Consider the following 14647-nt stretch of genomic DNA (forward strand, 5'->3'; position numbering starts at 1 on the left):
GGCACAATGATGGGATGGCGGCGTGTCGGCCACGCGCCGAAGGCCCGAGGCGAGCGAGGAATGATGACAGCGAAACAGTCGGTGACCGCTGATCCGTCCGCTTCCGAGCACGACGCGCTCCTGGTCGAGCTGGCGGAGGCGTTGCGGCGGGTCCGTCATGGCGAGTTCAAGGTCCGGCTGCCCCGGCGGGCGGGCGCGGCCGGTGAGGTGGCGGACGCCTTCAACGACGTGGTGGCGCTGCAGGAGCGCCAGCATCTCGACCTGCGTCGAATCAGCCGGATCGTCGGCCGGGACGGTCGACTGACCGAGCGGCTCGACGAGGAGGGGCTGGACGGCTCCTGGGCCGAGGGGCAGCGGGCGGTCAACTCGCTCATCGACGACCTGGGCCGACCCACCACCGAGATCGCCCGGGTGATCATGGCGGTGGCCGACGGCGACCTCTCCCAGCACATGGCGCTGGAGATCGACGGTCGCCCGCTGCGCGGTGAGTTCCTGCGCATCGGCCGCACCGTCAACACGATGGTCGACCAGCTCTCGTCCTTCTCCAACGAGGTGACCCGGGTGGCCCGCGAAGTGGGCACCGAGGGCAAGCTGGGCGGCCAGGCGGACGTGCGGGGCGTCGCCGGCACCTGGAAGGACCTGACCGACTCGGTGAACACCATGGCGTCGAATCTGACGTACCAGGTGCGGTCGATCTCGCAGGTGGCCACGGCGGTGGCCAAGGGCGACCTGTCCCAGAAGATCACCGTGTCGGCCAAGGGTGAGGTGGCCGAGCTGGCGCACACCTTCAACTCGCTCACCGACACCCTGCGGCTCTTCGCCGAGCAGGTGACCCGGGTGGCCCGCGAGGTGGGCACCGAAGGCAAGCTCGGCGGCCAGGCGGAGGTGCCGAACGTCGCCGGCACCTGGAAAGACCTGACCGACAGCGTCAACTCGATGGCGTCGAACCTGACCAGCCAGGTCCGCAACATCGCCCAGGTCTCCACGGCGGTCGCCCGGGGTGACCTGAGCCAGAAGATCACGGTGGCCGCGCAGGGCGAGATCCTGGAGCTGAAGGACACCGTCAACACGATGGTGGACCAGCTCTCGTCGTTCGCGGACGAGGTGACCCGGGTGGCCCGCGAGGTGGGCATCGAGGGCAAGCTGGGCGGTCAGGCCCAGGTCCGCGGGGTCTCCGGCACCTGGCGGGACCTGACGGAGAACGTCAACCAGCTCGCCGGCAACCTGACCAGCCAGGTCCGCAACATCTCCCAGGTGTCGACGGCGGTCGCAAAGGGCGACCTGTCGCAGAAGATCACCGTGGACGCGCAGGGCGAGATCCTGGAGCTGAAGAACACCGTCAACACGATGGTGGACCAGCTCTCGTCGTTCGCGGACGAGGTGACCCGGGTGGCCCGTGAGGTGGGTACCGAGGGCAAGCTGGGCGGTCAGGCGCAGGTGAAGGGTGTCTCCGGCACTTGGCGGGACCTGACCGACAACGTGAACTCGATGGCGTCGAACCTGACGTCGCAGGTGCGCAACATCGCCTCGGTCACCACGGCGGTGGCCAAGGGGGACCTGAGCCAGAAGATCACCGTCGATGCCCGGGGCGAGATCCTGGAGCTGAAGTCGACGGTCAACACGATGGTCGACCAGCTCTCGTCGTTCGCCGACGAGGTGACCCGGGTGGCCCGTGAGGTGGGTACCGAGGGAAAGCTCGGCGGCCAGGCCCAGGTCCGCGGCGTGGCCGGCACCTGGCGCGACCTCACCGACAACGTGAACTCGATGGCCTCGAACCTGACCGCCCAGGTGCGGAACATCGCCCAGGTCTCCACCGCGGTGGCGAAGGGTGACCTGTCGCAGAAGATCACCGTGGACGCCCGGGGCGAGATCCTGGAGCTGAAGTCGACGGTCAACACGATGGTGGACCAGCTCTCGTCGTTCGCGGACGAGGTGACCCGGGTGGCCCGTGAGGTGGGTACCGAGGGCAAGCTGGGCGGTCAGGCGCAGGTGAAGGGTGTCTCCGGCACTTGGCGGGACCTGACCGACAACGTGAACTCGATGGCGTCGAACCTGACGTCGCAGGTGCGCAACATCGCCTCGGTCACCACCGCGGTGGCCAAGGGTGACCTGAGCCAGAAGATCACCGTCGACGCGCAGGGCGAGATCCTGGAGCTGAAGTCGACGGTCAACACGATGGTCGACCAGCTCTCCTCGTTCGCCGACGAGGTCACCCGGGTGGCCCGCGAGGTGGGCATCGAGGGCAAGCTGGGCGGTCAAGCGCAGGTGAAGGGTGTCTCCGGCACCTGGCGGGACCTGACGGAGAACGTCAACCAGCTCGCCTCGACCCTGACCACCCAGCTGCGGGCGATCGCCCAGGTCTCCACCTCGGTGACCCGCGGCGACCTGACCCAGCGGATCGCGGTCAAGGCGCAGGGCGAGGTCGCCGAGCTCAAGGACAACATCAACCAGATGATCGTCACCCTCCGGGAGACGACCAAGAAGAACGCCGAGCAGGGCTGGCTGGACTCCAACCTGGCCCGGATCGGCGGCCTGCTCCAGGGGCAGCGGGACCTCGGCGAGGTCTGCCGCATGATCATGATGGAGGTGACCCCGCTGGTCGACGCGCAGCTCGGCGCCTTCTTCCTGGCGGACACCTCCGAGGGCGTGATGCGGCTGCGGCTCACCGCCTCGTACGGGTACGTGGCCCGGGGTCACGACGTCACCTTCGGCCCCGGTGAGGGGCTGGTCGGGCAGGCCGCGCTGTCGCGCCGGACGATCCGGCTGAACGCGCTGCCCGACGGGCGGCTCACGCTGCGCTCCGGGCTCGCCGAGACGCCCCCGGCCGACCTTGTGGTGCTCCCCGTCCTCTTCGAGGGCGAGCAGCTCGGGGTGATCGAGTTCGCCAGCGTGGCCCGCTTCTCCGGGCTGCACCTGCAGTTCCTGGAGCGGCTGGTGCTCACTATCGGCATCGCCGTCAACACCATCCAGGCCAACCGGCGTACGGAGGAGCTGCTGGCCCAGTCGCAGCGGCTCGCCCTGGAACTTCAGGACCAGTCGGCGGAGTTGCAGCGCACCAACGCCGAGCTGGAGGACAAGGCGAAGCTGCTCTCGGAGCAGAAGGGCAACATCGAGACCAAGAACCGGGAGATCGAACTGGCCCGGCTCGGCCTGGAGGAGAAGGCCCAGCAGCTCACCCGGGCGTCGGCGTACAAGTCGGAGTTCCTGGCGAACATGAGCCACGAGCTGCGGACGCCGCTGAACTCGCTGCTGCTGCTGGCCCGCCTGCTGGCCGAGAACTCGGAGCAGAACCTCACCCGCAAGCAGATCGAGTTCGCCCGCACGATCCACAGCGCCGGCTCGGACCTGCTCTCGCTGATCGACGACATCCTGGACCTGTCCAAGATCGAGGCGGGCCGGATGGACGTCGAGCCCACCGAGATCCGGTTCGCCGAGATCCGCGGCTACGTCGAGCAGGCGTTCGCCCCGCAGGCGGAGGAGAAGGGCCTGGACTTCCAGGTACGGGTGGCCAAGGAGCTGCCGCCGGCGCTCGTCACGGACGCCCAGCGGTTGCAGCAGATCCTGCGCAACCTGCTCTCCAACGCGGTGAAGTTCACCGACAACGGCGCGGTCACCCTGCGGATCGCCCCGGCGCCGGAGAACGCCGTCTTCGACGTGCCTGCGCTGACCAATGCCCAGCAGGTGATCGCCTTCACGGTGATCGACACCGGCATCGGCATCTCCGACGACAAGCTGTCGCTCATCTTCGAGGCGTTCCAGCAGGCCGACGGCACCACCAGCCGCCGCTACGGCGGCACCGGGCTGGGGCTGTCGATCAGCCGGGACCTGGCCCGCCTGATCGGGGGCTCGATCACCGTGTCGTCCGCGCCGGGGCAGGGTTCGACCTTCACCCTCTTCGTACCCGATGTGCTGGCGCCGGATTCGGTGGTGGCGCCGCAGTTGCCGTCGCCGCAGCGCGCGGGCCTGCCGTCGTCGCTGCTGATGCCCCCGATGGAGCTGCTGCCCGCGGCGCCGGAGGCGCCGGTGACCCGGCAGCTGGACGGCGCCACGGTGCTGATCGTGGACGACGACGTGCGCAACGTCTTCGCCCTGACCAGCGCATTGGAACTGCACGGGATGACCGTGCTGTACTCGGACAACGGGGCGGACGGTGTCCGCCTGCTGGCCGAGCATCCGGAGGTGGACATCGTGCTGATGGACGCGATGATGCCCGACCAGGACGGGTACGAGACCACCCGGCAGATCCGCCGCAACCACCGCTTCGCGGACCTGCCGATCGTCTTCCTGACGGCGAAGGCGATGCCCGGCGACCGTGAGTCGGCGCTGGCGGCCGGGGGTAGTGACTACATCACCAAGCCGGTGGACCTGGACGAGCTGATCGAGCGAATGGCGTCCTGGATCAGCGGCAGCCGAGGCGAGGAGAATTCGTGACGCAGATGGCCAAGGCGCTGCTGGTGGACGACCGGCGGGAGAACCTGATGGCCCTGGAGGCCATCCTCCAGGGGCTTCCGGTGCAGTCCGTCGCCGTGGAGAGCGGCGAGGCGGCGTTGAAGCAGCTGCTGGTGGACGACTTCGCCGTCATCCTGCTGGACGCGCAGATGCCCGACATGGACGGCTTCGAGACCGCCAGCCACATCAAGCGGCGGGAGCGGACCCGGCACGTGCCGATCATCTTCCTGACCGCGGCCGACAAGGACGCCCAGCTGGCGCTGCGCGGCTACGCGGTGGGCGCAGTGGACTACCTGACCAAGCCGTTCGACCCTTGGGTGCTGCGGGCGAAGGTGTCGGTCTTCGTGGAGCTGTGGGTGAAGACCCGCCAGCTGGCCGCCCAGTCCGACGTGGTGCGGGAGCGGGACGCACAGTGGCGGGTGCTCACCGACGCGGTGGACGAGGCGACGACGCTGCTGCGGATCGGCGACGACCCGGACGCCCAGGACCGCGCGCTGGAGATCCTGGAGCAGGCCCGCTGGGGCAACACCGCCCCCTGACCCGTCAGGGGGCGGTGCGGCGGTGGTGGCCGGCGGCGGCCCGACGGGCGCGCCAGCGTTCACCCAGGGAGTCGATCTCCTCCTGGACGAAGAGGAAGAAGTCGCGCATCTCGGCGACCCGCTCGCCGCCGGGGGTCGCCGGGCCGTGCAGCGCCTCGACGCCGGCGGACGAGATGTCGATGAAGTTCTTGTAGAGGCCGGTCTTGGTCACCGTCGCCTCGTACCAGGGGTTGTCGGGCATCCGGTAGCGGTCCCGGCGGGATCCCTTCACCGGCTCGCGGACGAGCATGCCGAACTGGGTGAGGTAGCGGACCGCGCCGGAGACGGCCGCGGCGCTGACCCCGAGCCGGTCGCCGATCTCGGCGGCGGTCAACGGGTCGTCGGCGCTCATCACGGCGAAGAGCACCCGGGCGGCCATCCGGGGGAACCCGACGTCCGCGAAGGCCATCGCCATCCGCTCGACGAAGAGGTGGACCTCGTCCTCGTCGGGGGTGGGCCGGCGGTCGTCAGGCATCGGGGTGGGCTCCTCGTCTGCGGGTCGGGAAGGCGATCGTGCCTCAGCTCTCACAGTCTTCACAACTTTGTGAAACGAGTGTAGCTTCCGATACATGGAAACTCCCATCGAGGTGACCGGCCTGGTCAAGACCTTCGGCCGGACCACGGCGCTCGACGGCCTCGACCTCACCGTCCGCGCCGGCGAGGTGCACGGCTTCCTCGGCCCCAACGGCTCCGGGAAGTCGACCACCATCCGGGTGCTGCTCGGGCTGCTGCGGGCGGACGCGGGGGCCGTCCGACTGCTCGGCGGCGACCCGTGGCGGGACGCGGTCGCGCTGCACCGCCGGCTGGCGTACGTCCCCGGCGACGTCACCCTCTGGCCCCAGCTCTCCGGCGGGGAGGTGATCGACCTGCTCGGCCGGATGCGCGGTGGCCTCGACCCGAAGCGCCGGGCCGAGCTGCTGGAGTCGTTCGAACTCGACCCGCGCAAGAAGGGCCGGGCCTACTCCAAGGGCAACCGGCAGAAGGTCGGCCTGGTCGCCGCCCTCGCCTCCGACGTCGAGCTGCTCATCCTCGACGAGCCCACCTCCGGGCTCGACCCCCTCATGGAGGAGGTCTTCCAGCACTGGGTGGGCCGGGCCAAGCGGGACGGCCGGACGGTGCTGCTCTCCAGCCACATCCTCGCCGAGGTCGAGGCGCTCTGCGACCGGGTGACGATCATCCGCAACGGCCGCGACGTCGAGACCGGCACCCTGACCGAGCTGCGCCACCTGCACCGCACGGCCATCGACGCGGAGATCGCCGGCCCGGTGGACGGCCTCGCCGACCTCGCCGGCGTGCACGACCTGCGGGTGGACGGTAACCGGGTCCGCTTCGACGTGGACACCGCCGCCCTGGACGCCGCGCTGCGGCTGCTCACCCGGATCGGCGTACGCAGCCTGGTCAGCAAGCCGCCCACGCTGGAGGAGCTGTTCCTGCGGCACTACGAGAGCACCGGCGAGCGCGCCGAGGCGTCCCGATGAGCACCCTCGCCGGCACCCGCCACCTGGTCCGGTTGATGCTGCGCCGGGACCGCGTCCTGCTGCCGATCTGGGTGCTGTTGCTCGCCGTGCTGCCGATGACGTACGCGGCCAGCTACTTCGAGCTCTTCCCGTCGGCCGCCGAGCGGGCCGCGTACACCGCCGGCACCGCCCGCAACCCGTCCATCATCGCCCTGCTCGGCCCCGTGTACGGCGAGAGCGTCGGGGCGCTGACCGCCCAGCGCGGCGGGTTCCTGTCGGTGATCATCGGGCTGGCCAGCCTGCTCACCGTCATCCGGCACACCCGCACCGAGGAGGAGGCCGGTCGCCGGGAACTGCTCGGTGCCACCGTGCTCGGCCGGTACGCCGGTCTCACCGCCGCGCTGCTGGTGACGTACGCGGCCGACCTGCTGCTCGGCCTGCTGACCGCCGCCGGGCTGGTCGCCACCGGCCTGCCGGCGGGCGGCTCGCTGGCGTACGGGCTCTCGGCCGCGCTGGTGGGCATCGTCTTCGCCACCGTCGGCGGGCTCGCCGCCCAGCTCACCGAGACCGCGGGTGGCGCCCGGGGAATCGCGATCGCCGTCCTCGGGGCGGCCTTCGGGCTCCGGCTCCTCGGGGACACCGCCAGCCACGACTGGCCGAGTTGGCTCTCCCCGCTCGGCTGGGCGCCCCGCATCCGGGCGTACGAGGGGGAGCGCTGGTGGGTGCTGGCGCTGCCCGTCGCGGCGACCGTGCTGCTCGCCGCCGTCGCGTACCCGCTGTCGGTCCGCCGGGATTTGGGCGCCGGCCTGCTGCCGCTCCGGCTCGGCCCGGCCACCGCGGGTCGCGCGCTCGCCGGGCCGTTCGGGTTGGCCTGGCGCCTGCACCGGGGGCAGATCCTCTGGTGGTCGGTCGGCTTCGGCCTGCTCGGGCTGATCCTGGGCGGGGCGGCGAACGCCGCGGGCAAATCGGTCGAGGGGAACCGCGAGCTGGAGCAGATCATGGCCCGGCTGGGCGGCGCCTCGGGGCTGGCCGAGGCGTACCTCGGGGCGACGTTGAGCCTGGCCGGCCTCGCCGCGGCCGGGTACGGCATCCAGGCGGCGCTGCGGATGCGGTCGGAGGAGACCGCCGGGCGGGCCGAGCCGCTGCTGGCCACCGGGGTGCACCGGTCCGGTTGGCTCCTGTCGCACCTGGTGTTCGCCCTGCTGGGGCCGGTCGTGGTGCTCGCCGTGACCGGGTTCGCCACCGGCCTGACCTACGGGCTGAGCGTCCAGGACGTGCCGCGCGAGCTGCCCCGGATGGTCGGGGCCGCGCTGGCCCAGGTGCCCGCGGCGTGGGTGCTGGCCGGTCTCGCGGTGCTGCTCTTCGGGCTGCTGCCCCGGCTCGCACCGGTGGCCTGGGCGGTGCTGGCCGTCTGCGTGCTGCTCGGTCAGTTGGGCGCGGTGCTGGAGTTGAGCCAGTGGCTGCTGGACGTCTCCCCGTTCAGCCACACCCCGCAGGTGCTGGGCGACCACTGGACGGCCGCTCCGCTGATCATCATGGCGGCCCTGGCCCTCCTGCTGGCGCTGGCCGGCCTGACCGCCTTCCGCCGCCGCGACGTCCCGACCACCTGACCCCGCCTCCCCGCTGCGGGGGGTGGGTCAGGAGGCGGTTTCGTTGCGGATCATCAGGGCGGAGCGGAGGCCGGTGATGTCCAGGACGCGGAGCAGGAAGTCGCCGACGTTGCTGAGCACCAGCAGGCTCCGCGCGTGGCTGGCCTTGCGGCTGAGCACCACCAGGGTGCCCAGGCCCTGGGAGTCGCAGAAGCTGACCCCACCCATGTCGAGCACGATGCGGGGCGGGGGATCGGCGAGCACTTCATTCACGACGGTCGACAGCTGGGCGGCGGTGAGCATGTCGATCTCACCGGCCAGGCGAAGCACGACCTCGTCGCCTGTCCGGTGTAGCGTGATGGACAGTTCGGCACGATCCACCGCGTCAGCCTATCGCGATCTCGACGGCCCGGCCCGGTGAGACGTCAGCCGCCCTCCCGCCCGCGCACGGCGTGAGTCTGGTAACCCCGCCCCGGGGTGGCTGCGGATCAACGCCCCGGCGCTGACACAATGGCGGCATCGTGACCGATACCTTTTCCGCCGGATCCGGCCGTTACCCGGCCGACGCGCCGGCCTCCGAGGCCCTGTTCGACCGCGCCAAGGCAATCGTGCCGGGCGGGGTGAACTCCCCCGTGCGCGCCTTCCGCGCCGTCGGCGGCACCCCCCGCTTCATGGTCCGGGGGGAGGGTCCCTGGCTCTACGACGCCGACGGCCGGCGCTACGTCGACCTGGTCTGCTCCTGGGGCCCGCTGATCCTCGGCCACGCCCACCCCGAGGTGGTCGAGGCCATCCGGGACGCCGCCGGGCGCGGCACCAGCTTCGGCACCCCCACCCCGGGTGAGGTGGAGCTGGCCGCCGAGATCGTCGACCGGACCCCGGTCGAGCAGGTGCGCCTGGTCAACTCGGGCACCGAGGCGACCATGTCGGCGATCCGGCTGGCCCGCGGCTTCACCGGTCGGCCGAAGATCATCAAGTTCTCCGGCTGCTACCACGGCCACTCCGACGCGCTGCTCGCCGCCGCCGGCTCCGGCGTGGCGACGCTCGGCCTGCCCGACTCGCCCGGGGTGACCGGCGCGGCGGCGGGCGACACCATCGTGCTGCCGTACAACGACATCACCGCGGTCGAGGCGGCCTTCGCCGCCGAGGGGCCGCACATCGCCGCGGTCATCACCGAGGCCGCCGCCGGCAACATGGGCGTGGTCGCCCCGCGCGACGGCTTCAACCAGCAGCTCGCGGCCATCGCGCACGCGCACGGCGCGCTGCTCATCGTCGACGAGGTGATGACCGGGTTCCGGGTCTCCCGCGCCGGCTGGCACGGCCTCGACCCGTCCGACGCCGACCTCTGGACGTACGGCAAGGTCATGGGCGGTGGGCTGCCCGCCGCCGCGTTCGGCGGGCGCACGGAGATCATGGAAAAGCTGGCCCCGGCCGGCCCGGTCTACCAAGCCGGCACGCTCTCCGGCAATCCGCTGGCCTGCGCCGCCGGCCTGGCCACCCTCCGGCTCGCCGACGACGCGCTCTACCGCAGGCTCGACGAGACGGCCGCCGTCGTGGGCAAGCTGGCCGCCGACGCGCTGGCCGCCGCCGGGGTTCCGCACCGCCTGTCGTACGCGGGCAGCATGTTCTCGATCTTCTTCACCGACGCCGACGTGGTCGACTACGACAGCGCCCGCGCCCAGCAGGTGCCCGCGTTTAAGGCGTTCTTCCACGCGATGCTCGCCGCCGGCGTCTACCTGCCGCCGAGCGCGTTCGAGTCGTGGTTCGTGTCGGCGGCGATCGACGACGCCGCGCTGGAAAAGATCTCCGCCGCGCTTCCGACGGCGGCGAACGCGGCGGCTGCGGCCGCGGGGGGTGGGGCGTGAGCAAGACGGTGGTCCACGTGCTGCGGCACGGCGAGGTCTACAACCCGGATCAGATCCTCTACGGGCGGCTGCCCGGTTTCCGCCTCTCCGAGCTGGGCGTCCAGATGGCCAAGGCGGCCGCCCAGGCGGTCGCCGAGCGGGAGGTCGTGCACGTGGTGGCGAGCCCGCTGGAACGCGCCCAGCAGACCGCCGAGCCGATCGCCGCCCAGTTCGGGCTCCCGGTCGGGGTGGACGAGCGGCTGATCGAGAGCGCCAACTGGTTCGAGGGCAAGAAGGTCTCCCCGGGTGACGGCTCGTTCCGCGACCCGCGCAACTGGTGGGTGCTGCGCGACCCGGTGACCCCGTCCTGGGGTGAGGCATACGTGGCCATCGCCGAGCGGATGTTCGCCGCGGTGCACGCCGCCCGGGTCGCCGCCGAGGGGCGCGAGGCGGTGCTCGTCTCCCACCAGCTGCCCATCTGGACGCTGCGCCGGTACGTCGAGCGCAAGCGGCTCTGGCACGACCCGCGCCGCCGCCAGTGCGGGCTGGCCAGCCTCACCTCCTTCCACTTCGACGGCGCGAAGGTGACCGGGATCGGCTACTCCGAGCCGGCCGCGCACTTGATCAACATCTCGCCGACCGCTCGGACGGCCAAGGGGGCCTGATGCTCACCCGGAGGCCGGTCGCCGCCCTGCTCGCCGTCGTCGCCGCCGCGACGGCGCTGGTCGGCTGCTCCTCCGGCAGCGAGGAGAGCCGCTGCGCCAACAACGCCGGCATCATCGAGTGCGCGCCGGACCAGCGGTCGAAGACCCCGAAGGTGAGCGGCGAGCTGCTCACCGGTGGCAGCTACGACATCTCCCAGGCCCGCGGCCAGGTCGTCGTGGTCAACTTCTGGGGCTCCTGGTGCGCGCCGTGCCGGGCCGAGGCCGACGACCTGGAGGCCACCTACCAGGCCACCAAGGGCTCGGGCGTGACGTTCCTCGGCATCAACGTGCAGGACCAGCGGGACAAGGCGAAGGCGTTCGAGGAGGGCCGGGTGAGCTACCCGAGCCTCTTCGACCCGGCCAGCCGGCTGGCGCTCGCCTTCGACATCCCGCCGAACACCACCCCCGCCACCGTCGTGCTGGACCGGGAGGGCCGGATCGCCACGGTGATCCGGGCCGCCGTCAAGCAGGACGGCCTGCAACCGCTCGTCGAGAAGGTCGCCGCCGAGCAGCCGGGCACCGGATCCCGCTGATGGGCGAGACCTTCCGCCAGCTCGCCGAGTCCGGCCCGCTGCTGCTGGCCATCGGCGCGGCGGCGCTCGCCGGGCTGGTCAGCTTCCTCTCCCCGTGCGTGCTGCCGCTGATGCCGGGCTACCTGTCGTACGTGACCGGGCTGGCCGGCGCGGACCTGGAGGGCCGGGCCCGGGCCGAGGCGCCCTCTGCCGCGGGCGACGGTGCCGCCGGCGGCGGGGTGGCCGTCGCCACCGCCGCGCCCGCCCGAGCGGCCGCCGCGGTCAAGGGCCGGGTGCTCGCCGGGACGCTGCTCTTCATCGCCGGGTTCACCGTCGTCTTCACCGCCACCGCGATCCTCTTCGCCAGCTTCGGCCGGGTCTTCTTCGACCACGAGCGGACCCTGGAGATCGTCATCGGGTCGCTGGTCGTGCTGCTCGGGCTCAGCTACCTGGGCGTGGTGCCGGGCATGCAGCGGGAGTTCCGGATCAACCGGCTGCCCGCCGCGGGGCTGCTCGGCGCGCCGGTCCTCGGCGCGGTCTTCGCGTTGAGCTGGCTGCCCTGCACCGGCCCGACCCTCGGCGCGGTGCTCGGGATGGCCACCGCGGCCGGCAAGACCGACCGGGCCGTGGTGCTGGCGGTGGCGTACTGCCTCGGGCTGGGGGTACCGTTCGTCGCCTTCGGGCTGGGCTTCCACCGCCTGCTCGGGGTCTTCCGCGCGGTGCGACGCAACAGCCGCTGGGTCACCCGGATCGGCGGCGCCCTGCTGATCCTGATCGGCCTGGCGCTGGTCACCGGTGGGTGGCAGAACTTCGTGATCTGGTTGCAGTCGACCGTGGGTGTGGGCGAGGTGAGCATCTGATGACGACCGTGGACGACCGGCCGGCGAGCCCGCCCGCCGAGGCGCCCCGCCGGCCCAACCCGGTGCTGGCCCTGCTGCGCAACTCGTGGCGACAGCTGACCAGCATGCGTACCGCGCTGGTGCTGCTCTTCCTGCTCGCGGTCGCCGCCATCCCCGGCTCGGTGCTGCCGCAGCGCGGGGTGAACCCGGAGAACGTGAACCAGTACTTCGTCGACCATCCCGACCTGGCCCCGAAGCTGGACCGGATCGGCGCCTTCGAGGTCTTCGGCTCGGTCTGGTTCTCCGCGATCTACCTGCTGCTCTTCACCTCGCTGGTCGGCTGCATCATCCCCCGGCTCCGGGACCACGTGCGGGCGCTGCGGTCCCGGCCGCCGGCCGCGCCGAAGCGGATGGAGCGGCTGCCGCAGCACGCGGTGCTGGAGTCGCCGGCCGCCGCCGACCCGGCGGCGATCGCCGCGGTGCTGCGCGCCCGCCGGTGGCGGGTCGAGGTCCGCGGCAACGAGGTCTCCGCCGAGAAGGGGTACCTCAAGGAGACCGGCAACCTGCTCTTCCACACCTCGCTGATCGCCGTGCTGATCGGGGTCATGCTCGGCTCCTGGTACGGCTGGCACGGCAACCGCCTGCTGGTGGCCGGCGAGGAGAACGCCTTCTGCAACACCCGGCAGCAGTACGCCGAGGCGACCCTCGGTCCCCGGCTGGACAGCGCCGACCTGCCGCCGTTCTGCCTCACCCTGGACCGGTTCGAGGCGGAGTACTTCCCGTCCGGGCAGCCCTCGCGCTTCTGGGCCACCGTGACCGTGGACGAGCAGGACGGCGCGACCCGGCAGGCCGGCTTCTCGGTCAACTCGCCGCTGCGCCTCGGCTCGGCCAACGTCTACCTGCTCGGCCACGGGTACGCCCCGATCCTGAAGTACACCGACCGGTACGGCCGCAGCCAGACCAGCACAGTGCCCTTCCTGACCACCGGGGACGCCAACGTCACCGAGGAGGGCGTGGCGACCTTCCCCGACGCGAACGTCGACCCGAAGACCGGCAAGCGCGCACCGGACCAGCAGGTGGCCTTCGACGCGATCTACATGCCGACGGCCCCGGACAGCCCACCGTTCAACCGCTCGGTCTGGCCGGAGGAGCGGAACCCGGCGGTACAGCTGATCGCCTACCGGGGCAACCTCGGGTTGGACGCCGGCATCCCCGGCTCGGTCTACGAGCTCGATCAGCGGCAGGTCACCAACGGCAAGCTCAAGCAGGTCGGCAACACGAAGCTGGGCCTCGGCGAGAAATGGACCCTGGACGACGGCAGCACGCTGGAGTTCCTCGGCACGAAGCCGTACGTCACGCTGTCGGTGCGGCACGACCCCGGCCAGACGCTGATGCTCGTTGCCTGCGTGGTGCTGCTGGCCGGCCTGATGGGTTCGCTCTTCGCCCGCCGGCGGCGGGTCTGGTTCCGGGTGACGCCCCCCGACAGTGGATCTCCGACGAGCGGTAGTAGCTTGGTGGAGGCCGGTGGGCTGCCGCGCACCGAGCATCCAGGGTTCGCCGACGAGTTCGCCCAGGTGGTCGCCGCGGTCAGCGACGGCGGGCGGGCCGACCGGCGGGCGCGAGAGGGAGTCGAGTGATGTCCGCAGTCTCCGACCAGCTGGTCACCTTCGCGATCCTGGCGTACCTGGTCGCGATGATCAGCCACGCCGTCGAGTACGCCCTCGGCAACGTCCGCGCCGTGTCGGCCGCCGCGCCGGCCCGCGAGCTGGTGGGTGCGGGCGTCGGGGCCGTGGGCGGCGCCGGTGGCGTCGAGGCTTCCGCCGGCCCGGCCCCGGTCGAGACCCGGCGCAGCCGGTCGGCGGAGCGGGCCCGGCTGGCCGGGCTGATCGCCACCGGGGTCACCGCGCTGGCTGCCGCGCTGCACCTGGGCGCGCTGGTCACCCGGGGCATCGCCGCCGAGCGGATGCCCTGGGGCAACATGTACGAGTTCGTGCTCACCGTCACCTTCATCGGGACGGCGGCCTGGCTGGCGGTGCTCTGGAAGCGCCCCGCGCTGCGCCGGCTCGGGCTCTTTCTGACCCTGGTCATGGTGCTGCTGCTGGCCTTCGCCGAGCTGAAGCTCTACGTGCAGGTGGTGCCGCTGATGCCGGCACTCCAGTCGTACTGGTTCGTCATCCACGTCTCGACGATCGTCTTCGCCTCCGGCATCTTCCTGCTGGGCGTGGTGCCGGCCACCGCGTTCCTGCTGCGCAACGGGTACGAGGCCGGCAAGCGGAGCTTCCCGTACACGCTGGCCCGGCGGCTGCCCGCGGCGGCCGGCCTGGAGCGGCTGACCTTCGCGCTGCACGCCTTCGCCTTCCCGATCTTCACCTTCGCGGTGATCGCCGGGGCGATCTGGGCCGAGGCGGCCTGGGGTCGGGCGTGGGGCTGGGACCCGAAGGAGACCTGGGCGTTCATCTCCTGGGTGGTCTACGCCGGCTACCTGCACGCCCGGGCGACGCCGAGCGTGAAGCGCAACGTGGCCACCTGGATCGCGGTGCTCGGCTTCCTGACCATGCTGATGAACCTGTTCGGGGTCAACTTCTTCTTCACCGGCCTGCACTCGTACGCCGGGGTCAGCTAACCGGCCCCGGCCGTCCGGGTCGCCCGACACGTACGCGTCGTCCATCCCGCCATTC

The 14647-nt window shown here is 71.7% G+C and carries 12 protein-coding genes; 10 read left to right on the forward strand and 2 right to left on the reverse strand.

All coding sequences use genetic code 11. From position 1 onward, the window contains the following. Positions 1–60: 60 nt before the first annotated feature. Positions 61–4431 carry a HAMP domain-containing protein gene (locus V6U81_RS22385; RefSeq protein ID WP_334491853.1) on the forward strand — a complete coding sequence of 1457 codons (4371 nt, stop codon included), beginning with the start codon at positions 61–63 and terminating at the stop codon, positions 4429–4431. Next, entirely contained in the window at positions 4428–4988 is a 561-nt protein-coding gene (locus tag V6U81_RS22390) for a response regulator (RefSeq protein WP_334491854.1), read from the forward strand. Before V6U81_RS22385 ends, V6U81_RS22390 begins: the two co-directional genes overlap by 4 nt. Positions 4989–4992: 4 nt before the next feature. On the opposite strand, the gene V6U81_RS22395 is transcribed toward V6U81_RS22390, so the two are convergent. Then, positions 4993–5502 (reverse strand): GbsR/MarR family transcriptional regulator, encoded by a 510-nt coding sequence (locus tag V6U81_RS22395; RefSeq protein ID WP_334491855.1) that lies wholly within the window; start codon positions 5500–5502, stop codon positions 4993–4995. 94 nt (positions 5503–5596) lie between these two features. Here V6U81_RS22395 and V6U81_RS22400 point away from each other — a divergent pair, with 94 nt between their 5' ends. Both V6U81_RS22400 and V6U81_RS22405 read left to right on the forward strand, forming a co-directional pair. After that, the gene (locus V6U81_RS22400) at positions 5597–6505 is read left to right on the forward strand and encodes an ABC transporter ATP-binding protein (protein ID WP_334491856.1); all 909 of its coding nucleotides are present in this window, start codon (positions 5597–5599) and stop codon (positions 6503–6505) included. After that, on the forward strand, positions 6502–8094 hold the full coding sequence (locus V6U81_RS22405) for an ABC transporter permease (protein WP_334491857.1): 1593 nt from the start codon (positions 6502–6504) through the stop codon (positions 8092–8094). The genes V6U81_RS22400 and V6U81_RS22405 overlap by 4 nt, the downstream gene beginning before the upstream one ends. A 27-nt stretch (positions 8095–8121) precedes the next feature. Here the strand turns inward: V6U81_RS22405 and V6U81_RS22410 are convergent, their stop codons facing one another. Next, complete coding sequence (locus V6U81_RS22410; RefSeq protein ID WP_334491858.1) at positions 8122–8454, reverse strand: STAS domain-containing protein; 333 nt, start codon at positions 8452–8454, stop codon at positions 8122–8124. 140 nt (positions 8455–8594) lie between these two features. Here V6U81_RS22410 and hemL point away from each other — a divergent pair, with 140 nt between their 5' ends. From hemL to ccsB, 6 genes are read left to right on the forward strand one after another with little or no spacing between them, the layout of a single operon-like run. Continuing rightward, positions 8595–9935 carry a glutamate-1-semialdehyde 2,1-aminomutase gene (gene hemL, locus V6U81_RS22415; RefSeq protein ID WP_334491859.1) on the forward strand — a complete coding sequence of 447 codons (1341 nt, stop codon included), beginning with the start codon at positions 8595–8597 and terminating at the stop codon, positions 9933–9935. Further along, on the forward strand, positions 9932–10579 hold the full coding sequence (locus tag V6U81_RS22420) for a histidine phosphatase family protein (RefSeq protein ID WP_334491860.1): 648 nt from the start codon (positions 9932–9934) through the stop codon (positions 10577–10579). The genes hemL and V6U81_RS22420 overlap by 4 nt, the downstream gene beginning before the upstream one ends. After that, positions 10579–11151: a TlpA family protein disulfide reductase gene (locus tag V6U81_RS22425; RefSeq protein WP_334491861.1), complete on the forward strand. Its 573-nt coding sequence runs from the start codon at positions 10579–10581 to the stop codon at positions 11149–11151. Before V6U81_RS22420 ends, V6U81_RS22425 begins: the two co-directional genes overlap by 1 nt. Continuing rightward, positions 11151–11990, forward strand: a complete 840-nt coding sequence (locus V6U81_RS22430) for a cytochrome c biogenesis CcdA family protein (protein ID WP_334491862.1) — start codon at positions 11151–11153, stop codon at positions 11988–11990. Before V6U81_RS22425 ends, V6U81_RS22430 begins: the two co-directional genes overlap by 1 nt. After that, positions 11990–13606 (forward strand): cytochrome c biogenesis protein ResB, encoded by a 1617-nt coding sequence (gene resB, locus V6U81_RS22435; protein ID WP_334491863.1) that lies wholly within the window; start codon positions 11990–11992, stop codon positions 13604–13606. Before V6U81_RS22430 ends, resB begins: the two co-directional genes overlap by 1 nt. Continuing rightward, positions 13606–14592, forward strand: coding sequence for a c-type cytochrome biogenesis protein CcsB (gene ccsB, locus V6U81_RS22440; protein ID WP_334491864.1), 987 nt, complete (start codon positions 13606–13608; stop codon positions 14590–14592). The genes resB and ccsB overlap by 1 nt, the downstream gene beginning before the upstream one ends. The last annotated feature ends 55 nt before the right edge of the window (positions 14593–14647 follow it).

Origin of the sequence: Micromonospora lacuserhaii (assembly GCF_036902735.1) — a bacterium.
Classification (GTDB): Bacteria; Actinomycetota; Actinomycetes; order Mycobacteriales; family Micromonosporaceae; genus Micromonospora.